The organism is Winogradskyella sp. ABM4_392, from assembly GCF_056160445.1.
This window is the reverse complement of the sequence record NZ_JBSWXE010000008.1, coordinates 64,812-86,059: the sequence shown is the minus strand read 5'-3', so window position 1 is coordinate 86,059 and position 21,248 is coordinate 64,812. Positions and strand designations below refer to the sequence as shown.

General features: G+C 33.6%; 20 protein-coding genes and 1 tRNA gene. 13 read left to right on the top strand and 8 right to left on the bottom strand.

The window, feature by feature from the left end:
- Positions 1 to 11: 11 nt before the first annotated feature.
- The 4 genes from ACXAFS_RS14225 to ACXAFS_RS14210 form a co-directional block, all read right to left on the bottom strand.
- On the bottom strand, positions 12 to 209 hold the full coding sequence (locus ACXAFS_RS14225; RefSeq protein ID WP_320556516.1) for a hypothetical protein: 198 nt from the start codon (positions 207 to 209) through the stop codon (positions 12 to 14).
- A gap of 219 nt (positions 210 to 428) precedes the next feature.
- Complete coding sequence (locus tag ACXAFS_RS14220; protein ID WP_475307777.1) at positions 429 to 2,570, bottom strand: T9SS type A sorting domain-containing protein; 2,142 nt, start codon at positions 2,568 to 2,570, stop codon at positions 429 to 431.
- Positions 2,571 to 2,670: 100 nt separating this feature from the next.
- Positions 2,671 to 3,498, bottom strand: coding sequence for a TIGR00266 family protein (locus ACXAFS_RS14215; RefSeq protein ID WP_475307776.1), 828 nt, complete (start codon positions 3,496 to 3,498; stop codon positions 2,671 to 2,673).
- Positions 3,499 to 3,624: 126 nt separating this feature from the next.
- Positions 3,625 to 4,080: a DUF4442 domain-containing protein gene (locus tag ACXAFS_RS14210; RefSeq protein ID WP_475307774.1), complete on the bottom strand. Its 456-nt coding sequence runs from the start codon at positions 4,078 to 4,080 to the stop codon at positions 3,625 to 3,627.
- Positions 4,081 to 4,227: 147 nt separating this feature from the next.
- Between ACXAFS_RS14210 and ACXAFS_RS14205 the strand changes: the two genes are divergently transcribed.
- The 6 genes from ACXAFS_RS14205 (at position 4,228) to ACXAFS_RS14180 (ending at position 9,231) form a co-directional block, all read left to right on the top strand.
- The gene (locus ACXAFS_RS14205) at positions 4,228 to 4,674 is read left to right on the top strand and encodes a DUF4870 domain-containing protein (RefSeq protein ID WP_076620722.1); all 447 of its coding nucleotides are present in this window, start codon (positions 4,228 to 4,230) and stop codon (positions 4,672 to 4,674) included.
- Between the two features lie 58 nt (positions 4,675 to 4,732).
- Entirely contained in the window at positions 4,733 to 5,074 is a 342-nt protein-coding gene (locus tag ACXAFS_RS14200) for a PadR family transcriptional regulator (RefSeq protein WP_076620721.1), read from the top strand.
- Positions 5,071 to 6,849 carry a PspC domain-containing protein gene (locus ACXAFS_RS14195; protein WP_475307771.1) on the top strand — a complete coding sequence of 593 codons (1,779 nt, stop codon included), beginning with the start codon at positions 5,071 to 5,073 and terminating at the stop codon, positions 6,847 to 6,849. The genes ACXAFS_RS14200 and ACXAFS_RS14195 overlap by 4 nt, the downstream gene beginning before the upstream one ends.
- Positions 6,850 to 6,934: 85 nt before the next feature.
- Positions 6,935 to 7,456, top strand: a complete 522-nt coding sequence (locus ACXAFS_RS14190; RefSeq protein ID WP_475307769.1) for a nuclear transport factor 2 family protein — start codon at positions 6,935 to 6,937, stop codon at positions 7,454 to 7,456.
- Positions 7,457 to 7,488: 32 nt separating this feature from the next.
- A complete protein-coding gene (locus tag ACXAFS_RS14185) occupies positions 7,489 to 8,217 on the top strand; it encodes a head GIN domain-containing protein (RefSeq protein WP_475307768.1) in 729 nt (242 codons plus the stop codon).
- A 183-nt stretch (positions 8,218 to 8,400) separates the two neighbouring features.
- On the top strand, positions 8,401 to 9,231 hold the full coding sequence (locus tag ACXAFS_RS14180) for a GIN domain-containing protein (RefSeq protein ID WP_475307766.1): 831 nt from the start codon (positions 8,401 to 8,403) through the stop codon (positions 9,229 to 9,231).
- A gap of 69 nt (positions 9,232 to 9,300) precedes the next feature.
- Here the strand turns inward: ACXAFS_RS14180 and trxB are convergent, their stop codons facing one another.
- The gene (trxB, locus tag ACXAFS_RS14175; protein ID WP_475307765.1) at positions 9,301 to 10,284 is read right to left on the bottom strand and encodes a thioredoxin-disulfide reductase; all 984 of its coding nucleotides are present in this window, start codon (positions 10,282 to 10,284) and stop codon (positions 9,301 to 9,303) included.
- A 158-nt stretch (positions 10,285 to 10,442) separates the two neighbouring features.
- Between trxB and ACXAFS_RS14170 the strand changes: the two genes are divergently transcribed.
- A complete protein-coding gene (locus ACXAFS_RS14170) occupies positions 10,443 to 10,925 on the top strand; it encodes a hypothetical protein (RefSeq protein WP_475307764.1) in 483 nt (160 codons plus the stop codon).
- 2 nt (positions 10,926 to 10,927) lie between these two features.
- Here the strand turns inward: ACXAFS_RS14170 and ACXAFS_RS14165 are convergent, their stop codons facing one another.
- Both ACXAFS_RS14165 and ACXAFS_RS14160 read right to left on the bottom strand, forming a co-directional pair.
- A complete protein-coding gene (locus ACXAFS_RS14165) occupies positions 10,928 to 11,716 on the bottom strand; it encodes a hypothetical protein (RefSeq protein WP_475307762.1) in 789 nt (262 codons plus the stop codon).
- A 451-nt stretch (positions 11,717 to 12,167) separates the two neighbouring features.
- Positions 12,168 to 12,242: transfer RNA gene (locus ACXAFS_RS14160), tRNA-Pro, on the bottom strand.
- A gap of 104 nt (positions 12,243 to 12,346) precedes the next feature.
- On the opposite strand from ACXAFS_RS14160, the gene ACXAFS_RS14155 reads away from it, so the two are divergent.
- The 6 genes from ACXAFS_RS14155 to scpA are packed head-to-tail and all read left to right on the top strand — an operon-like array spanning position 12,347 to position 18,412.
- Positions 12,347 to 13,447 (top strand): PQQ-dependent sugar dehydrogenase, encoded by a 1,101-nt coding sequence (locus ACXAFS_RS14155; RefSeq protein ID WP_475307761.1) that lies wholly within the window; start codon positions 12,347 to 12,349, stop codon positions 13,445 to 13,447.
- Positions 13,444 to 13,899, top strand: coding sequence for a c-type cytochrome (locus ACXAFS_RS14150; RefSeq protein WP_475307760.1), 456 nt, complete (start codon positions 13,444 to 13,446; stop codon positions 13,897 to 13,899). The genes ACXAFS_RS14155 and ACXAFS_RS14150 overlap by 4 nt, the downstream gene beginning before the upstream one ends.
- Before the next feature lie 47 nt (positions 13,900 to 13,946).
- Positions 13,947 to 14,552: a uridine kinase gene (gene udk, locus ACXAFS_RS14145; protein ID WP_475307758.1), complete on the top strand. Its 606-nt coding sequence runs from the start codon at positions 13,947 to 13,949 to the stop codon at positions 14,550 to 14,552.
- Entirely contained in the window at positions 14,552 to 14,878 is a 327-nt protein-coding gene (locus tag ACXAFS_RS14140) for an FtsB family cell division protein (protein ID WP_331809466.1), read from the top strand. The genes udk and ACXAFS_RS14140 overlap by 1 nt, the downstream gene beginning before the upstream one ends.
- Positions 14,871 to 16,241: a methylmalonyl-CoA mutase subunit beta gene (locus ACXAFS_RS14135; RefSeq protein ID WP_475307757.1), complete on the top strand. Its 1,371-nt coding sequence runs from the start codon at positions 14,871 to 14,873 to the stop codon at positions 16,239 to 16,241. The genes ACXAFS_RS14140 and ACXAFS_RS14135 overlap by 8 nt, the downstream gene beginning before the upstream one ends.
- A 53-nt stretch (positions 16,242 to 16,294) precedes the next feature.
- On the top strand, positions 16,295 to 18,412 hold the full coding sequence (gene scpA / locus ACXAFS_RS14130; RefSeq protein WP_475307755.1) for a methylmalonyl-CoA mutase: 2,118 nt from the start codon (positions 16,295 to 16,297) through the stop codon (positions 18,410 to 18,412).
- A gap of 66 nt (positions 18,413 to 18,478) precedes the next feature.
- Here the strand turns inward: scpA and ACXAFS_RS14125 are convergent, their stop codons facing one another.
- Positions 18,479 to 21,238, bottom strand: coding sequence for a M16 family metallopeptidase (locus tag ACXAFS_RS14125; RefSeq protein ID WP_475307754.1), 2,760 nt, complete (start codon positions 21,236 to 21,238; stop codon positions 18,479 to 18,481).
- Between the last annotated feature and the right edge of the window lie 10 nt (positions 21,239 to 21,248).

Genomic DNA, 21,248 nt, shown 5'->3' with positions numbered 1-21,248 from the left:
GTCGCTTTTTTTTATGCTTTTAAATAAATTAAACATTGATTTAATTCAGGGTTCTGATTGATTAGGGACTGAATAAATATTCGCAATTCTTCTAGTTCGTGAGGCAGTAAACGTTTAACTGCTTTTTCCACTTCCTTACAGAATAATGTCGCATCAAAACTAACCTTTTTAAGTACAGTTTTAGTGTACTCAAACATTGCTCTCGCCATAGGTAATTTTAAGTTTTTAGGTTCAACAAAAAAGTAGTTTTTCTCTATAGGCTATTGTTTCAATTCAATCTCTAAGATAGAAAAAAATCATATTTACCGAAACAATATTCCCAAAGTTTAACAGCTTATTATGTTAAAAGTTGAAATTACTCGTTGAACGTTTAATTTGTTAAAAGGGAATTCTTACGCTGTAAACCTCTGATTAGCAATAAAAAAACATTATTCTTTAATAAATTTAAGAACCTCTTTTTGCTTGTTGGAATATACTTCTATAAAATAAACTCCAGATTTTAGAGCTGAAACAGATACCTCATTTTGAACATTTGAATCATTCATTGTTTTGTTTTGAATTAACCTACCATTAATATCAAAAATCTTAATGGTATCAATGTTTAATTTTGATTTAATATACAGCTGATTGTTCACTGGATTTGGAAACAATACCACATCATTCAGTTCAAAATCATTAACGCTTAGATTTTCCTGAACTGATGTTGAGTACATATTTGTTATCACAGGAAAATTAAAATCAAAATATATTTCTGCCTGATTGGTAAAAGTATCTCCCAATTGTAGTGTATCTAAAGTTTTTATTTTAAAAACTATATAACCATCATTATTAGCATCATCAAAAGGTAAATTGATTCCTTCAAAAATAAACTCAACAATATTGCCTTCTCTAATGCGTGTGGTATAATTGTGGCTTGCATGCAGAGGAATAAGAGACGATACATCAAATTTAGTTGTGTCAATAACATCTTTTACAACAATATTAATAGCGTTGGCTGTACCAAGGTTTTCAAATCTAATTCTGTAATGTACATATTCGCCAACATGCTCTGGTAAAATTGCTGTACCTTCTAAGCAAGTTACATCATTTGGATCATAAGAATTAACTACAGTTTGGTCTAATACAAATTCATTATCTTCTGGTGTTTCATCACTATTAACTGGATTAATTGAAGCGTTTAGACTCAAGACATCATTACTATTTAGCGGAAAAGTAGGATCTGTTGGTGTATTAAGATTAAACACCACATCAATTTCTCTGGTTTCAAAAGGTTGTAAATTACTATAAATCCATTGTAGATTTCCAATACTACTTGTAGTCTCTGTTGGAATAGATGAAAGAAAATCCATAAAATCATCTTCAAAATCAAAACTTATACTACCGCTTAATGTGGTATTACCTTTATTTCTGTAAATAATGGTATAGTAAGAATCAAAACCAGGAACAGCTTGGGATGTTGGCACTATGACAACCTCAACATCGTTATGTACTCCATTTGGTGTTAAACAAAAATCTTGTACATATGAATTACCAGCATCTGGGAATGTGATTGTTGATGACGTAGGAGATACTGTAAAGTAAGCAGGATTTTCTAAAACAGGTGATATAGTATGCACACCTTCCGAAACTGGTACAGAATAACTACCAGAAGTATCTGCCAGATACGTTCCGTTATTGGTGCCATCTGTAAGTTCTAATTTTATGTTTCGGTAAAAATTATCACCAACATCGCAACCATTGGTATTAGTATCTACTCTACTTTCTCCTTCAATGGTGTAGTATTCTCCGCCTGGTGTAAATGAGCAATAGGAGTTGATGACAAAATTGGGAGTGTTACCAATATCTCCTGCCAATATATCGTCATCATCTGCACAGACATAATTCAAACTATAAAGAGCACTAAAATTAAAATCTGTTGCTGCTCCATTTTTAATATTTACACTCTGTATATCTGAACTATTAGAAACAACTAACTCTGGCAAATTTAAATTTGCGCTTAAATCGAGATTAGTTAATCCTATAACATCAACAACGTATAATGTATTTAACTCTAAATTACTTGTTAAATCCAATTGTTCCGTTTCTACAAAAAATAAACTTAGTACTTCTAATTCAACAAAGTCACTAAAATTTACTGATAAACTCATGTAAGTATCTGAATATGAATCATTATAAATGCTAAGATAATTGAGCGCAAAGCAGTTACAAGAATTTAAATCAAAATTAGAAATTTCAGCACCCCAGATATTTATATATTCTAGATTCGGTAGATTTTCAATAACTAAACCGCTGTCAGCCGTTATAACACCTATAGTTAAATTTACAAGATTATTAAAGCTATCCAAACCTTCTAATGAGTTAATTATAGAATAACCAGGAACGCCTTCAATATCTAAATCAGTTACTATTTGGGCCTCAGAAACTTGTATTTCACCATCACCATTAACATCTATAACAGGATCATGGTTTAACAGTGCATACTTAAAGTTTGCATCTGGTATATTAACATTCTGAGCACTACTTACTTTAAAAAAACATAGCAGAAGGATTGATAGATAAAAGGGTTTCATAGTTAGTGATTTTATTAATAGCTATTTACAAGATATAAAAAAACAAAAAAGGTTGCGTTAAAAACACAACCTTTTGTCAAATTTTCTTACTAATTATAGTTTAAAACCGATTATCACCATCCAATAAATCACCTAATCCTCCAAGGATGCTTCCTTCCCCTCTACTTTTACCACCAGCTTTTGGTGCTGATGCTATAACTCTATCTGCTAATCTGCTAAATGGTAATGACTGTATGTATACTTTTCCTGGTCCTCTTAATTTGGCAAAGAATAAACCTTCACCTCCAAAAATAGAATTCTTAATACCTCCTACAAATTCAATATCGTAATCTATATCTTGTGTAAATCCAACAATACAGCCTGTATCTACGCGTAAGGTTTCACCTGGTTGTAAAGTCTTTTCTGCCATAGTACCACCAGCATGCACAAATGCCATACCATCTCCTTCAAGCTTTTGCATTATAAAACCTTCGCCACCAAATAAACCTCTACCTAGCTTTTTAGAAAACTCAATACCAACACTTACTCCTTTAGCAGCACATAGAAAAGCATCTTTTTGGCAAATGAACTTCCCTCGATATTCTGTTAAGTCTATTGGTATAATTTTTCCTGGATATGGTGATGCAAATGATACATTGCGCTTTCCTGTAAGGTCGTTATAAAAAGCAGTCATAAATAAACTTTCGCCTGTAAGGATTCGTTTTCCTGCTCCTAATATTTTACCTAAAAACCCTTTGTCTTTTTGAGAGCCATCACCAAAAATAGTATCCATTTTAATACCATCGTCCATCATCATAAAACTTCCTGACTCTGCAATAACCGCTTCCTGTGGATCTAATTCTATTTCTACATATTGCATTTCTTCCCCATAGATTCTATAATCTATTTCGTGTGCATTTCTATCTGTAAAATCTGGTAATTTTTCCATAATATGTTTTCGTTTTAAGGTTGATGTATTTATAAGTTGATTTGTAGAAAGATTTGTTACAATTATTATGTCAAAATAAAATTACTAAACACTTTATACTATTTACTATCTATTTTAAAATAAAATCTACGATTTTACTTTAAGCGTCCATTCAAAGTTAAAAGAAGACACTTCTACTCCATCTGTATTTACTCCATTGGCACTTAGCCAAACTGTTTGGCCTTCTCCGGTTTCAATAGCTTTACGTATCGCTTCGTCTATTTTATGACCTTCCTTACATGTAAAGGTAATTCTTCCTGTTGCCTTTTTTGTAAACGTCGCATTATTATTAGCCACTAACATGGATATTTTTTTACCACTTTCTTTAATTTTTTTCATTACCAAAGCACCAGTTGTTAACTCTGCAGCCATACCTTGTACAGCCCAAAACATAGAGTTAAAAGGATTTTGATTTATCCAACGATGCTTTACAGTAACTACACAAGTTGTATCATCTAAAGACTTTGTTCTTACACCTGTAAAATACGCTGCAGGTAGCTTAAACATTAAGAAAGTATTGAGCTTAGAAGGCGATATGTTCATTTAAAATAAATTAGATTTCGCACTAAAATAACTCAAATAATTCAACACAACTAATGTTAAAAAAATGTTAATTTTAAGTACTATGCGTAACATAATACCTTCTTTTAGACATATATTTGCATAAGAAACTATTATATACTTGTAAAAATGGTAGACAATCATCATAAGAATTTAGCAACATTTATACATCTTTCAACCTTTTCTAGATTTATAATTCCGTTTGGTAATTTTATTGGCCCAATAGTACTATGGGCTGCTAATAAAGATAAATCAGAGTTTGTAGATCAGCACGGAAAGCAAGCCATTAACTTTCAGATTAGCGTATTACTCTACGCTATAATTATAGGTACTATCAGTGTTCCGTTTTTCATCTTTAAACTTTTTAGAGGATTGGATGTTATAGATTTTCATGGTTTTCATGATTTTCACATTAATGTTGGAGAACCTTCTCCACTACTCTATATAGGTGGAGGACTTGGAGCTTTGGCTGTTATTGGATTTATAATAGAATTAGCACTTATTGTTAAAGCAAGCCTATCTGCCAGAGATGGAGAGGTTTATAAATACCCATTAACAATCAATTTTTTAAAATAAAATCATCAATAATCAATCAAAAAATGAACAGTTTAATCGAATTTAAGTCATTACTAATATGAAAATAGAAAACACAAAAGCACAAATGCGTAAGGGTGTTCTGGAGTATTGCATCTTATCCATCTTAAAAGATGAAGATGCCTATGTTGCAGAGATTCTGGCAACACTAAAAGACGCAAAAATGCTTGTTGTAGAAGGAACCATATATCCACTATTAACAAGATTAAAAAATGCTGGATTGCTCAACTACCGTTGGGAAGAATCCACATCTGGACCACCAAGAAAATATTATGGTCTTACAGAAACAGGCAAGTTGTTTCTAAACGAATTAAACACGACTTGGAGTGAATTACAAAATGCAGTAAACCTAGTAACCAGTACAAAAACAACAAAAAAATGAATAAAACAGTCAATATAAATTTAGCAGGTATATTCTTCCATATAGACGAAGATGCATATCTTAAGTTATCGCGCTATCTTGAGGCTATAAAACGTTCATTTACAGACTCTCAAGGTCGTTCAGAAATTATAGCAGATATCGAAGCACGTATTGCTGAGCTTTTCTCTGAGCGCATACAAAATGAAAAACAAGTTGTAGGTATTAAGCTTGTAGATGAAGTTATAACTATAATGGGACAACCAGAAGATTACTTAGTTGATGATGAAATCTTTGAAGATGAACCTCAACAAAAAAAATCTTATAGCTCTGGTCCTACCAAAAAACTATTTAGAGATACAGATAACTCATACATTGGTGGTGTTGCTGCAGGTCTAGGACATTACTTTGGTATAGAATCTATCTGGATGCGACTTATATGGTTGTTATTAGCTATAGGTTCTGGCGGTACATTCATCTTCATCTACCTTATCTTCTGGGCATTAGTACCAGAAGCCAGGACAACAGCAGAAAAACTGATGATGACTGGCGACCCTGTGAACATCAGTAACATTGAAAAAAAAATTAAAGACAGCATTGATTCGGTCTCAGAAACCGTAAAAAGTGTTGATTTTAAAAAGCATGGTGAAAAATTTAAGGAAGGACTCGATGATCTTACAGATAATATTTCAGAAACTGTAAAGAGTGTCGATTTTCAGAAACAAGGTAATCGGTTAAAGTCGAGTTCCCAAACCTTTTTTGATTCCATTGGAAGTATTTTAATGTTTTTCCTAAAGATTGTAGCTAAGTTTATTGGTATTATCTTAATCATTGTAGGTGTTAGCACATTAATCTCGTTAATCGTAGCCTTATTTACAGTTGGTATTACTGATGCTGTTCATCTTCCTGGTTTAGATTTATTGTACGTTGCAAATGCAGCTAACATTCCAATATGGCTAATGTCTATGCTTTTATTCTTTGCCATTGGTATACCATTCTTTTTTGTCTTCTATTTAGGATTAAAGATTTTGGTAAATAACCTAAAGTCTATTGGTAATGTGGCTAAATTCACTCTACTCGGTTTGTGGCTAATGTCCATTATAGGTCTTGTTATTACAGGTGTAAAACAGGCAACAGAGCATGCCTTTGATGCTAAGGTTACCACTAAGAATGAGTTAAATATAAAAACTGGAGACACTATTAACTTAAACAACTCGAGTTTAGATGATTATAACAGTTACAGGTACAACCGTAATGGTGAATTTAATATTATTGAAGATGATAATGGTCGTAGTTTGGTATCTTCTAACATAAGATACATTGTTAAGTCTACTACAGACTCTGTAGCTTCTATTATAATTGAAAAAGAGGCCACAGGAAGAAATTATAACCGAGCTAAGAAACGTGCAGAAAATATTGATTATGGCTACAGGTTAAATGGAAATACTCTTGTTTTAGACAACTACTTAAAAACAGATATTGAGAATAAATTCAGCGAACAAGAAGTTAGAGTTATTATTTATTTACCGGAAGGCACAATTCTTTATACTGATAAGCATTTTTCAAGATCATGGAGATACAGTTACTCAAGATACGGCACAAATATTCTAAGAAATATTGAATTTGGTCAGTATTACAAAATCACCAAAGACAATGCAGAATGTTTAGACTGTATCAAAGACGAGGAAATTGAAGAAAATGTAACCTCAAAAGAAATATTATCGTCTAAACAAGATAAGCATGAAGTTAGTCTAAAAATAGACGAAGATGGTGTTGACTTAGAGGTCAATGACAATTGATACCGAGAAAACGACAGTTCGGTAATAATAAGTTTAAATCAATCAAAATAACACAGACTTTTGTTCTGTAATCATCAATCAAAAAATGAACCAATCAATCAAATCACTTTTGCTATGCAGTATCGGACTATTAATGTCTGGTATTGCATTAGCGCAAGTGGACTCAAACTCTGAACTTTTCAAAACATTAAAAGCTAAAGACAGTGTTCTTTTTAAAATAGGTTTTAACAAATGTGAAGTTGAAAAAAGTGCAGAGTTAATGTATGACGATTTAGAGTTTTATCACGATAAAGGAGGAATAACAAATTCTAAAGAAGAGTTCATATCAACCATGAAAAACGGAATTTGCAGAGACAATAATCCTGAAAAAGTATATCGATTTCTTGTAGAAGAAAGTTTAGAAGTTTTCCCTATGTATAACAACGGTAAACTCTATGGCGCTCTTCAAAACGGAAAACACTTTTTCTCTACAGATGAGAATATGTCTTTTGAAAACACTGATAATTATGCATTGTTTTCACATTTATGGATTTTAGAAAACGAAGAGTGGAAACTAAAGCGCGTTATAAGTTATAATCATGTTTCAAAAGAAGAAACAAAAAACTAAATAATAAAAACATCAATCAAAAAACAAAAATCATGAGCACATTAGTAAGAGTAGTAGTCACCAGCATTTTAAGCATTGTAATGCTATCCTGTAATTTTTCTATGAATTTAGGATCTGGTGTAGATGGAAACAGAAACGTTGTTTCTCAAGAACGTTCTATTTCTAATGACTTTGAGTCTATTAAAGTAAGCCAAGGTCTAGACCTTTACATTACACAAAGTAATGATGTAGCACTTAGTGTTGAAGCCGATGAGAACCTTCACGAATTAATAATGACTGAAGTTGAAAACGGAACGCTTAGCATTTATACTACCGAAAATATCAGAAACGCAGCTTCAAGAAAAATCAACCTAAACGTTGCCAATATTTCAGCAATTAAAGCTACAAGTGGAAGCGATGTATATTCAACAAATACAATTATAACTAACGATTTAGAGCTTAATTGTACAAGTGGTGCTGATATGACCTTAGATGTAAAAACAGAGACCTTAAATTGCCACTCAACAAGCGGTAGCGATATAAAACTAAGTGGCTCAACAACACTGCTAATAGCAGAGGCAACCAGTGGAAGTGACATTAAAGCGTCTAACCTAAAGGCAGAAACATCTAAAGTAAAAGCTACTAGCGGAGCAGATATTTCAGTAAACACGTCCAAAGAACTTACTGCAAGAGCTACTAGCGGTGGAGACATTAGATATTCTGGCAATCCGGAAAGGATTGAAAAATCTGATAGCTCCTCTGGAAGCGTAAGAGCTAATTAATAGCATTTACTCACTGATATTTAGTGAATTTAACCAACATAAACCCTTAATAACCAATTAATTGCAAACCGCTTCAAATTCTTTATAGAGTTTGGGGCGGTTTTTGTATATCTTTGTTTAACAGCTAAAAAAGTGACATTATTATTGAATTGTGTCTTATTAATAGCGAAACAAAGATTATAGATGAAAAAATTTTTACTCATTTTAGTTTTAATAGTGGTGGCAGCACCACTGATTAATGCACAAGAAAAAATTAAAGGTGATAGAAATGTTACCATCAAACAAACTTACGTTGATGACTTTCATACCATAGTGGTTAATGGTGATTTTTCTATAGAAATTGTATACAACAGCAAACCATCAGTAAATGTAGAAACAGATGACAACTTACATGATGTTATTCAGTTTGAAGTTGTAGATGGAGTTCTGTCTTTTGCACAGACAATGCGAATTACATCAAAAAAGCGATTGAATATTACTGTAAATTATGGTGATGCACTTCAAAATATTGAAATTAGAGGTGATGGAGAAATACGATCACTAACCTCAATGGAGCTTAGTGATGCCAGTTTAATAACTAGCGATAATTCCAGAGCTTATCTTAATATTAGAGCTAACACCTTTAATTATAAAAGTACAGGGAAATCTAAAACACGTTTAAATCTTACAGCAGACTCAACAAAAATTGAGTTAAGTGATAACAGCAAACTAGATGCCTTAATTAATAGCAAAGTAGCGGATTTTGATTTGTATCAACGATCTGATGCTGTTATTGAAGGTGCTGCGAATAGTTCTGTAATTAGACTAGATAATTCTACTAATTTTAACAGCCCAAAGTTTGATGTTAAAACAGTAGATACCACATTAGAAGGTAATAGCGATTTAACAATAAGCACAATGGACAATATTACTATTGCTGCATCAGGAGATACTGAAATTTACCTTTTTGGTAGTCCTGCAATTACTATTACAAAGTTTGAAGACACCGCAAAACTTCAGAAGAAAAAACGATAATTTTAAAAAGCATTAATAAAAAAACCGAAGCCAATGGCTTCGGTTTTTTTATGTTTATGTTATTAAGACCTAATTATAGGTAGAAGTTGCAACTTCAAAATCAGCCTCTTTAGCCGCTAAATAGCGTTCAGCATCCAAGGCTGCCATACAACCAGTACCAGCTGCCGTAATAGCTTGTCTGTATACATGGTCTGCTGCATCACCACTTACAAACACACCTTCAACATTAGTTTTGCTTGTTCCAGGTACTGCATTAATAATATAACCTGTTTCGTCTAAATCTATTTGACCTTTAAAAATATCTGTATTTGGTTTATGACCAATGGCTACAAAAAATCCTGTTGCTGGTATATCGTGCTTTTCATTAGTTTGGTTGTTAAAAACTCTTACACCAGTTACAACTTGTCCATCACCTAATACTTCTTCAGTTTCAGTATTGTATAAAATCTCGATGTTTTCAGTTTTCTTTACACGTTCTGCCATAATCTTAGAAGCTCTAAACTCATCACGACGCACTAGCATGGTCACTTTTTTACAAAGTTTAGATAAATAGTGTGCTTCTTCACAAGCCGAATCTCCTGCACCAACGATTACAACTTCTTGATTTCTGTAAAAGAAACCATCACAAACTGCACAAGCCGAAACTCCACCACCTAACTGTAGATATTTTTGCTCAGAAGGCAACCCTAAATATTTTGCTGAAGCACCAGTTGATATTATTACAGTCTTTGCATGAATTTCCTTTTCATCATTAACCCATACTTTATGGGTATCACCAGAAAAATCTACTTTAGTTACCCATCCATGACGCACATCTGTACCAAAACGCTCAGCTTGTTTTTGTAATTGTACCATCATTTCTGGTCCAGTGATTCCATCTGGATATCCAGGAAAGTTTTCAACATCATTAGTAGTGGTCAATTGACCTCCTGGCTGCTCACCTTGGTATAAAACTGGTTCCATATTAGCTCTAGATGCATAGATAGCAGCTGTATAACCTGCAGGTCCAGAACCTATTATTAAACATTTTACTTTTTCAATTGTATCAGACATATCTTGTGTTTTATTACAAAGCAAAAGTAGGATTTTTGTATAAATCCTTACATAGAAGTTATTAACACTAACTATAGCATCATAAAGTTTTCAAATTACTTTAATTTCTCAGATTAATTTACTAATTTTTAAGTGTTTAATAGCTAAATCAACCTGTCATGAAAACAAAAATTCTTTTTCTAAGTATACTATTGTTACTAGTTTTATCGTGTAAAAACGAAACTAAAAGTACAGAAGAGTCTAATAGTTCACCTAATAGCGAACTAACCGATAAACTCGATGACCTAAAAGGTACATGGGAACTTACAGGATTTTATAATTATAAAGATAATGTCGTTGTTGATTCTTTTAAAATGAATCCTGATTTTAGACAACTAAAAATGTACACTGACACCAAAGTAATGTGGTGTAAACACAGACCTGCTGATTCATCAGAGTGGTTTGGTTATGGCACATACAAGTATGATGGTGATCAACTTACCGAAGTATTAGACTTTGGTTCTGCAGTTATGGATGAAGTCATAGCAGAAAAGAAACAGTTTATTTTTGAATTAGACCTCTATCCAAATAAATTTCAACAAATTGAATTAGATGAAGAAGGTAATAGAATTTATTCCGAAAACTACGTGAGGGTAGAATGAGTCTAAACCTTAAAACTAAACTCATTTCGAATTCGTTTGGTGATAAATCGGAAACGATAATTTTTAAGTTTTGCTATAATACGTTTTAGACCTTCTGATGATAACCATCCTTTATGGTTGTTAAACTTTTTTATGTTAGATACATGCATCAAATGATTCTCACCATTTGCCATGCTGTATATACCTCCGTAAAAAGGCAAAGGCTTTAACTCTATCTGTTTATTTAGAACCGTTAAGCGATGATCGAAATACAAAATTGGGTCAACTTCAAAAAAATATTGTAGCAATTCTGGTTTTACAATCACAGAACTTCCACATAAATAACTAAACTTGAATGTTGCAAACAAAAAGGACCTTCCTTCAAAATGTAGATAGCCATTTTTAATATACCAACCAGGTAAATTTTCTTTAGAACTATTGACATAAGCTGCTATATGATTACTGATATAATCATCAGAATCTACAGTCATAACATAATCAGTTTTAAACTCTTTTTTTGCGTATTGGGCACCAAGTTTTAGCTTTTTACCTTTATCTATCTCTCTTCGCTTGTTGATGCTATCGCTACTCTCATTTTCTTTTCGAACTGGAGGCTCAAAATCCACTTGTAAGTAATGAATACTTTTATGTTCAAAATTTATTGGTGGAATTTCATGGCAAACCGCTATGAGTTTAAAGTTTTGATCGGTCTGATTGCAAATAGACTTAAAAGTCCGTTCAACTAGATTACAAAACTCTAACCAATCGCCAGAGACGCGTTCACTTTTTACCGGAACAATAAAGGTGAGCATAGTTTATATTCATTTTCAGAAAGTTAAACTAAACATACCTTAAGTGATTTTAAAAAATAATCGACGAACCTTAAATATAAGCTATGGAATAATAATCCTCGTATGAAAAATTAACAAAGCTTAACATATAAGGCGTCTTTTCTATGTTTTCTGTGTTTCCCTTTAACCTTTTTTAACTTGCGATGAAGTCCAAAAAGCCTTATATTAAAAAGAATCAAAAAAATTACAGAAAATGAAATTTATAAAAGACAAAAATGAAAAAAGAAGGGATTATCTTTTTCAGAAAGATAAAAAGACAATAATTGGCGCAAGAATTATAGGTTTTATATTACTTGTATTAGTAAGTGCCGTAATAATTTCAGGAATTGATTTTGAATTCAGTAGTTTCTAAAATAATTATGTATATATAAATGATAAAAGCTCAGCATTTGCTGAGCTTTTTCTATAAAAGTCGGGGTGGCAGGATTCGAACCTGCGACCTCCGCGTCCCAAACGCGGCGCGATAACCGGGCTACGCTACACCCCGAATATTGGTTATCAATTTTAGGACTGCAAATATAGCCTTTATTCTTTATTATCCAACAACATTTTTCTAACTTTAAAGATTGATATTAAATTCCTTTTTTAATTATGAAATTAAGATTTCCAATAATAGGTTTAATTCTAATAAGCATACTTACTTGTGCACAAGACAAAAACCCAACCAATACTAAAAATACTCATGAGGTTGTTGTTTCAGGTTTAAATATCCCTTGGGGTTTTACGTTTTTACCTGATGGATCTATGCTAATTACTGAAAAAGCTGGACAATTAATCCATTTTAAAGACGATAAAAAAACTGAAATTTCGGGATTACCTGAAATCTATGTACGAGGACAAGGAGGATTAATGGATGTGACGCTTCACCCTGATTATAAAAACAATAGCCTAGTTTATTTTTCTTATGCTTCATCTGATGGTGAAGGAGACGGTGGCAACACAACAATAGCATCTGCGAAATTGAACAATCAAACACTTACCGACTGGAAAGTGTTATACAAGGCTGAACCTAATTCTAGAAGAGGTCAGCATTTTGGCTCTAGGCTTCAGTTTGATAAAGATGGTTATCTATATTTCTCTATTGGCGACAGAGGAAACCGAGACGAAAATCCACAAGATATAACCAGAGATTGTGGTAAAATTTATCGTATTAATGCTGATGGCAGTATTCCAAATAGCAACCCATTTTACGAGGACTCTAATGCTAAAAAAGCAATCTATTCTTTTGGACACAGAAATCCTCAAGGCATGACCATACATCCCAAAACTGGTGAAATATGGACACATGAGCACGGCCCAAAAGGTGGTGACGAAGTAAACATTATAAAAGCTGGGAAAAACTACGGTTGGCCAGTAATTAGTTATGGAGTCAATTACAGTGGTACAAAATTCACAGACATTACCGAGAAAGAAGGCATGGAACAACCGCTTCACTATTGGGATCCTTCAATAGCGCCAAGTGGAATGGCTTTTATTAATAGCAATAAATATGGTGATTGGAATGGTAATCTATTAGTTGGCTCATTAAAATTTCAATATTTAGACTTATGCACATTAAAAGATGGCAAAGTGATTAAAGAAGAGCGCTTATTAGACGGCATAGGCAGAGTTAGATCCGTAGAACAAGGACCTGATGGTTATATATATGTTGGAGTAGAAAATTTAGGAATCGTAAAGCTATTAAGACAATGATAAAGTATTGTAAACTTTTGGTCGTAGGACTATTAATAATTTCTTGTAATTCTAATGACAAGAAAAATAACCATGCAGACTATTCAATAAATAAAGAAAACACAGCCTCAGACCCACAATTAAAAGATAGTTTTGAGCGCGGCAAATTAGTTTATAACGATCTGTGCATAACCTGTCACATGAGTAATGGTGAAGGAGCACCTAAAGCCTTTCCGCCTTTGGCAAAATCTGATTATTTAAAAGAAAACCAAGAAGCAAGTATAAAAGGGATAAAAAAAGGTATGTCTGGTGAAATTGTTGTAAATGGTATTACCTACAATAGTGTAATGACACCTTTAGGTTTAAGTGACGAAGAAGTTGCGGACGTTATGAATTACATAAACAATAGTTGGGGAAATAATTATGGTAAAATAATTACCGCAGAAGATGTGACAAAAGTCATTAAAAACTAGCCTTAATTAGCTAACTTTGCAGAACTAACTAAATCTAAACATTTACAATGCTTATAATCGGAATTGGTGGAGGAACAGGATGTGGAAAAACCACTGTTGTTAATACAATTCTACAAGAACTACCAGAGGGAGAAGTTGGCGTCATATCACAAGATTCTTACTATAAAGACACATCTCATTTAAGTTTTGAAGAACGTGTAAAAATCAATTTTGATCATCCTCGTTCTATTGATTTTGAACTACTAGAAAAACACCTTAAAGAACTTAAAGAAGGTAAATCCGTAAATCAACCTGTATACTCATTCGTTAAGCACAATCGAACAGGTGATGTTATTGTAACACAACCAAGAAAGGTGATGATTGTTGAAGGAATCCTAATTCTATCACATCCAGAAATAAGAGAATTGTTTGATATTAAGATTTTTGTACATGCAGACTCTGACGAACGACTAATACGTCGTTTAAAACGGGACATTACAGAGCGAGGGAGAGATATTGATGAAGTGTTAACGAGGTATCAGACTACTTTAAAGCCAATGCACCAACAGTTCATAGAGCCAATGAAGGAGTATGCCGATATTATAATCCCAAACAACAAATACAACACAGTTGCCGTAGATATCGTTAAAACAATTATAAACGAAAGATTATAATGAAATTTTTAAATAATAAATATCTAAAGCCATTCAAGAATATTTACGTTCTGGTATTGGTTGTATTTATTGTTTGGATGTTGTTTTTTGATGCGCACTCATGGTTTTTTCACCATGAATTAAATTCTGAGATTGAAGAACTAGAGTATCAAAAAGAGCACTACAAAAACGAAATTGCAAAAGACAATAAAGCTATTAAAGAACTGAGTACAGAAGAAGGAATTGAACGCGCAGCACGCGAAAATTACTACATGAAAAAAGATAATGAAGACATTTTCATTATAGAGTACCAAGACAGCATAGCTAAACAAGATAACGATGAGTAAATCCTTATTTAAAGATTTTGAAGCTGTTTCCTCAAAAGCTTGGAAACAAAAAATACAAGTAGACCTTAAAGGTGCAGATTACAACGACACTTTAATTTGGAGCACCAATGAAGGGATTGACGTTAAGCCGTTTTATCATTCTGATGAATTTGAAAGTTTACCAGAAACCTCAGCGAGTAAAGCCACCAAATGGAAAATCTCACAAGTTATTGAGGTAGAAGATGCTAAAGAGGCTAATACAAAGGCTACAGATGCTATTACCAGAGGCGCTGAACATATAACATTTGTTATTAAATCTGAAGATATAAAAATTGAAGAAATACTGAATCAAATAGATTTAGCTAAAACAAGCATACGTTTTAAAATGCAATTTCTTTCTTCAAAATTTATAGGAGAAAATGCTGCTGTATCTTCTTCTGGCTTAAGAGCGTATTTCGATACGGATATCATAGGTCATTTGGCGAAAACTGGCAATTGGTATACTAACTTAAAAGACGATCACGAAAAGTTTGATACTATTGTAAAATCATCTTATCAATTTTCAATAGACGCAAGTCTTTACCAAAATGCTGGTGCTAACATTGTACAGCAATTGGCTTATAGCTTAGCGCATGCCAATGAATATCTCAATCATTTCGATAATTTATCAGATGAAATAAAAGAATCAATAGAAGTAACTTTCAACACAGCCGTCGGCTCAAATTACTTCTTTGAGATTGCCAAACTGAGAGCACTTAGACAATTATGGGCTACACTTGCTACTGAATATGGTTTTAATACCAACTGCAAAATAATTGCAACACCAAGTAAACGCAACAAAACTATTTACGATTATAATGTAAATATGCTTCGCACCACTACAGAATGTATGAGTGCAGTATTAGGAGGTGCAAATGTTATTGCCAATTTACCATACGATAGTTTGTATCACCATTCAAATGAATTTGGAGATCGCATAGCTCGCAACCAACTCTTAGTACTCAAAAATGAAAGTTATTTCGATAAGGTTAATAATCCAGCTGATGGTGCTTATTATATTGAAAGTTTAACCGAACAATTAGCTGAAAAAGCTTTAGCTCTTTTTAAAGGTATTGAAGCTAACGGAGGCTTTTTAAGTCAATTAAAAGAAGGCACAATCCAAAGAAAAATAAAAGAAAGTGCTGACAAAGAACAAGCTGATTTTGATGCTGAAAAACTAATCCTTTTAGGAACCAACAAGCATCCAAATCCTACTGATAAAATGAAAAATGATTTAGAAGTAAGTCCTTTTTTAAAGATTGAAAAACGAAAAACACTAATTGAACCAATAATTGAGAAAAGATTATCTGAAAATTTGGAAATCAATAGATTAAAAGAGGAATAAAAATTAATATAGACAAAATCTATAGCTTCTATTTTTAATAAAATAACAAGGTTATGAACAGAAAAAACCTTCAAAATATAAAGCTAAAAACCAAGAGCCAAGAGCCAAGAGCTAATAGCCATTTCACAACCGCTGAAGACATTAAAGTAAAATCTAATTATTCAAAAGAAGATCTAAAAGATTTAGAACACTTAGATTTTGTAGCTGGCATTGCTCCTAACCTTCGTGGCCCATACTCTACAATGTATGTTCGCAGACCTTGGACTATTAGACAGTATGCAGGTTTTTCTACCGCAGAAGAAAGTAACGCGTTTTACAGAAGAAATTTGGCTGCAGGACAAAAAGGACTTTCGGTTGCTTTTGATTTGGCTACACACAGAGGTTACGACTCAGACCACGAACGTGTTGTTGGTGATGTTGGTAAAGCTGGTGTAGCAATAGATTCGGTTGAAGACATGAAAATTCTCTTCGACCAGATTCCATTAGATAAAATGTCGGTTTCTATGACCATGAATGGTGCTGTTCTGCCAATTATGGCATTTTATATTGTTGCGGCAGAAGAGCAAGGTGTAAAACCAGAATTATTAGCAGGTACAATTCAAAATGATATTCTAAAAGAGTTTATGGTGCGTAACACTTACATTTATCCACCTACTCCATCGATGAAAATCATTTCAGATATTTTTGAATACACTAGCCAGAATATGCCACGTTTTAACAGCATTAGTATTTCGGGTTACCATATGCAAGAAGCTGGTGCAACCTGCGATATTGAGTTAGCGTATACTTTAGCAGATGGTTTAGAATACATAAGAAAAGGCTTAGGTGCAGGTATGGATATCGATACATTTGCTCCGCGTTTATCGTTCTTTTGGGCAATTGGTATGAATCACTTTATGGAAATTGCCAAAATGAGAGCTGCACGTATGCTTTGGGCAAAACTTGTGAAACAGTTCAACCCTAAAAACCCAAAATCTTTAGCACTACGAACGCATTGCCAAACGTCTGGTTGGAGTTTAACTGAACAAGATCCTTTTAATAATGTTGCCAGAACATGTATCGAAGCTGCTGCTGCTGCTTTTGGAGGCACACAGAGTTTGCACACCAACGCACTAGATGAAGCGATTGCCTTACCAACAGATTTTTCGGCACGTATAGCACGTAACACACAGATATATCTTCAAGAAGAAACACATATTACCAAAACTGTAGATCCTTGGGCTGGTAGTTATTATGTTGAAAGTTTAACCAACGAAATTGCTGAAAAAGCCTGGAAACTTATTGAAGAAGTTGAAGAATTAGGCGGAATGACAAAAGCTATTGAAGCTGGAATTCCGAAACTAAGAATTGAAGAAGCTGCTGCGCGTAAACAAGCACGTATTGATTCTGGACAAGATATTATTGTTGGTGTGAATAAATACCAACTGAAGGAAGAAGATCCACTTCACATTTTAGAAGTAGACAACCAAACGGTTAGAAACCAACAAATAGAGCGCCTTAATCATATAAAAAGCACAAGAGACACCAAAGCAGTTACAGATGCTTTAGCAAAATTAACAGCTGCTGCAAAATCTGGTGAAGAAAATTTATTAGCTTTAGCAGTAGATGCAGCAAGAAAACGCGCCACTCTTGGTGAAATTAGTGACGCTCTTGAAGCTGAATTTGGACGTTACAAAGCACAAATAAAATCATTTAGCGGAGTGTATAGCAAAGAAATAAAAGACGACGAAAGCTTTAAAAAAGCCAGAGAACTAGCAGACCAGTTTGCAGAACAAGATGGTCGTAGACCACGTATAATGATTGCAAAAATGGGACAAGATGGCCACGATAGAGGTGCCAAAGTTGTAGCTACTGGCTATGCTGACGTTGGTTTTGATGTGGATATTGGCCCATTATTTCAAACACCAAAAGAAGCTGCAAAGCAAGCTGTAGAAAATGATGTGCATATTTTAGGCGTATCTTCTTTAGCTGCAGGACACAAAACTCTGGTTCCACAAGTTATTGAGGAACTTAAAAACTATAGCAGAGAAGACATTATGGTTATTGTAGGTGGTGTTATCCCAAAACAAGATTACCAATATTTATTCGATGCTGGTGCCGTAGCTGTTTTTGGACCAGGAACTAAAATTAGTGATGCTGCGATTCAGATTTTGGAAATTTTGATTGACTGATTTTAATTTTAATAAATAAAAAGGCCCTTCATTTGAAGGGCTTTTCTTTTATCATGATTTTATTTATTAATCATCAACTTTATCATCTTTCTTAATTTCATATTCTTTAAAGTCACCTCCATTTACAACAGACCATTCTTTCATTTCTTTAAAATAAGTTTTAATCGCCTTATTAACATCTTCAACGGTTAGACTTTTTACCTTTTCCTCAATGTTCTTTTGAAACATCATATCTCTTTCATAGTAAAGATTATTATTAATAACACCTGCTAATTCATTGTCTTTTGCTCTAGATACACTTTGCGCTTGTACCCAACCAGCAACTGCATCGTCTAACTCTTGCTGTGTAATACCGTCTTTGATAAAACGCGCTATTTCTTCTTCAAATCCTTTTTGCACCTTAGCTTCGTTCTCTGGTGCATAAATAGCATAGATGTACATTCCAGAATTTTTATCATCCTTATCTCCATCTACATTAACTCCACCTCCTGCACCATAGCTTACACCATCTTGCTGACGCAATCTTGTTGCTATACGAGAGTTTAAGAAACCACCACCAAACACAGATCCAGCTACTTGTAAAGCAGCATAGTCTTCATCATACTGGCTACACTCAAAGTTTAAGAATCCTAAAGTAAAGGCATTCTTTTTGTCTGGAGTTTTTATTTGTTCGTTTGCAGGATTATTTACTTTGTAAGGATCTTTAATTTCAGAATATGGTAAATCCGATTTAAAATCAGCGTACTCTTTTTCAAAATACCCTTTTAGTGTTGCTCCATCAATATTACCAATGGCTACTAAAGTTGCGTTGTTTGAAATTCCGTAGAAATCATCATAATAGGCTTGCATTCCCTCTACTGTTATATCATTGATAGCTGCCAATTCTTCTTCCATAGACATGTTGTACAATGGATGCCCTTTAGGATACGTTTGATTAATTTCACCCAAACGTTTTTGCACTAAGTACTGTGGCTCTGTTTTATTTCGCTCGATATTTGCAATATCTTGAGTTTTTAATTTATCTAATTCCTCTTGACTAAAGGCTGGCGTTTTTAACATTTCGGTCATTAAATCTAATGTTTCCATTAAATGCTCTTTGGTAGAAGTTACATAAGCATACGTTCTACCATTACTTCCACTAAAGTATATGCTAGATTTAAGCTCACTTAGCTTATCTTCAATATCTTGTCTAGATTTGGTTTTAGTACCTTTATTAAGCATTCTTGCCGTATAATTTGCAACCCTTCCTTTGTTCATTAAATCATCAACACTACCATTTCTAAAAGTGAAATTAACATTAACAGTTTCTCCTCTATTATCTTTTTTAATGAAGCCATATTCGATACCAGTTTTACCAATAGTTCCTGTTTCTAAGCGGTCTTGAATGTTTGCATAAGACACATCAAAAGCTTCTCCTGTACTTAATGCTTCTTTTCCTTTATAGTTAGTCACCAAGTCTTCTAAACCTTCAGTATGTGGAATCTCAATACGCATTGGCTGCTTCGTTGGAACAAAGTTTCCAACCGTTCTGTTTGTCTTAATAAAATAGTTACTTAAAACCTCATTAACCTGCTCTAATGTCGCAGCCTCGACACGATCTCTGTGAATAAACATTAACCTCCAATCTCCTGCTCCAATAAACTCGCTAGTATAAGTACCTAAGTACGAAGAATTACGAAGCATCTGATCCATCTGCTTTCCTAGGTTTGCTTTTGCACGATTTAGCTCTTCCTCCGTAATTGGATTTTCACGCAATCCATCAAACATTTCTAGCAGTGTAGCTTCTGCATCCGCTAAAGATTTATCTGAAGGTACATCTACATTAAAATACATAAATCCTGGTTCTTTTGTAAAAGGCGAAAAACTCCAAATAGAAGACGCCTTATTACTCTCAACCAAAGCTTTGTATAAACGACCCGAAGGTTGATCAGTAAGGATATTTTCTACTAGTGCTAAAGGCGCATAATCCGCATGTGAACCTGCTGGTGTATGAAATAATGCAGAAACTAACTGTAAATCTCCTACTCGACTTAATTCCACACGCTTTTCGCCATCTTGAGGTGGCTCTATAGTTGGCACATCTTTTAATGGAGTGTCCGGATTTTTAATACCACCAAACTTCTTTTCAATTAAAGCAAGCGTTTTGTCCTTATCAAACTTTCCTGTAACCATTAATACAGCATTATCTGGTCTGTAATATTTTTTATAGAATGCTTTTAAGTTTTCAATTGGCACACGCTCTATATCAGACTTATTACCAATGGTTGACTGACCGTAATTGTGCCATAAAAATGCAGAGCTGATAACTTTTTGCATTAATACACTTGTTGGTGAGTTTTCACCAGATTCAAACTCATTTCTTACTACTGAAAATTCTGAATCCAAATCTTTCTTCGCTATGTAAGAGTTCACCATACGATCAGCTTCTAAGTCTAAAGCCCAATCTAGGTTTTCGTCTGTAGCATTAAAAGTTTCAAAATAATTTGTACGATCGTACCAGGTGGTACCATTTGGTCGCGCTCCATGCGAGGTTAATTCTTTTGGAATGTCTGGATGTTTAGGTGTGCCTTTAAATACTAAATGCTCTAACAAGTGAGCCATTCCTTTTTCTCCATAACCCTCGTGTCTAGATCCTACTTTGTAAGTAATATTAACTGTAATGGTTTGCGAAGAATTGTCTGGAAATAATAAGACTTTAAGTCCGTTATCCAATTTGTACTCTGTGATACCTTCTACTGAGGCAGTTTGTCTTGGCTGGGCTTCTACAAAAATAGAAAATAGTAAAGCCATGGCCAGCACTAGTGTAGTGCGGAAATTCGTTTTCATGTTTTTGATT

Excerpts from the sequence above, each read along its gene's own strand:
- ACXAFS_RS14225 (WP_320556516.1), bottom strand. The coding sequence starts at position 209 with ATGGCGAGAGCAATGTTTGAGTACACTAAAACTGTACTTAAAAAGGTT.
- ACXAFS_RS14220 (WP_475307777.1), bottom strand. The coding sequence starts at position 2,570 with ATGAAACCCTTTTATCTATCAATCCTTCTGCTATGTTTTTTTAAAGTA.
- ACXAFS_RS14215 (WP_475307776.1), bottom strand. The coding sequence starts at position 3,498 with ATGGAAAAATTACCAGATTTTACAGATAGAAATGCACACGAAATAGAT.
- ACXAFS_RS14210 (WP_475307774.1), bottom strand. The coding sequence starts at position 4,080 with ATGAACATATCGCCTTCTAAGCTCAATACTTTCTTAATGTTTAAGCTA.
- ACXAFS_RS14205 (WP_076620722.1), top strand. The coding sequence starts at position 4,228 with ATGGTAGACAATCATCATAAGAATTTAGCAACATTTATACATCTTTCA.
- ACXAFS_RS14200 (WP_076620721.1), top strand. The coding sequence starts at position 4,733 with ATGAAAATAGAAAACACAAAAGCACAAATGCGTAAGGGTGTTCTGGAG.
- ACXAFS_RS14195 (WP_475307771.1), top strand. The coding sequence starts at position 5,071 with ATGAATAAAACAGTCAATATAAATTTAGCAGGTATATTCTTCCATATA.
- ACXAFS_RS14190 (WP_475307769.1), top strand. The coding sequence starts at position 6,935 with ATGAACCAATCAATCAAATCACTTTTGCTATGCAGTATCGGACTATTA.
- ACXAFS_RS14185 (WP_475307768.1), top strand. The coding sequence starts at position 7,489 with ATGAGCACATTAGTAAGAGTAGTAGTCACCAGCATTTTAAGCATTGTA.
- ACXAFS_RS14180 (WP_475307766.1), top strand. The coding sequence starts at position 8,401 with ATGAAAAAATTTTTACTCATTTTAGTTTTAATAGTGGTGGCAGCACCA.
- trxB (WP_475307765.1), bottom strand. The coding sequence starts at position 10,284 with ATGTCTGATACAATTGAAAAAGTAAAATGTTTAATAATAGGTTCTGGA.
- ACXAFS_RS14170 (WP_475307764.1), top strand. The coding sequence starts at position 10,443 with ATGAAAACAAAAATTCTTTTTCTAAGTATACTATTGTTACTAGTTTTA.
- ACXAFS_RS14165 (WP_475307762.1), bottom strand. The coding sequence starts at position 11,716 with ATGCTCACCTTTATTGTTCCGGTAAAAAGTGAACGCGTCTCTGGCGAT.
- ACXAFS_RS14155 (WP_475307761.1), top strand. The coding sequence starts at position 12,347 with ATGAAATTAAGATTTCCAATAATAGGTTTAATTCTAATAAGCATACTT.
- ACXAFS_RS14150 (WP_475307760.1), top strand. The coding sequence starts at position 13,444 with ATGATAAAGTATTGTAAACTTTTGGTCGTAGGACTATTAATAATTTCT.
- udk (WP_475307758.1), top strand. The coding sequence starts at position 13,947 with ATGCTTATAATCGGAATTGGTGGAGGAACAGGATGTGGAAAAACCACT.
- ACXAFS_RS14140 (WP_331809466.1), top strand. The coding sequence starts at position 14,552 with ATGAAATTTTTAAATAATAAATATCTAAAGCCATTCAAGAATATTTAC.
- ACXAFS_RS14135 (WP_475307757.1), top strand. The coding sequence starts at position 14,871 with ATGAGTAAATCCTTATTTAAAGATTTTGAAGCTGTTTCCTCAAAAGCT.
- scpA (WP_475307755.1), top strand. The coding sequence starts at position 16,295 with ATGAACAGAAAAAACCTTCAAAATATAAAGCTAAAAACCAAGAGCCAA.
- ACXAFS_RS14125 (WP_475307754.1), bottom strand. The coding sequence starts at position 21,238 with ATGAAAACGAATTTCCGCACTACACTAGTGCTGGCCATGGCTTTACTA.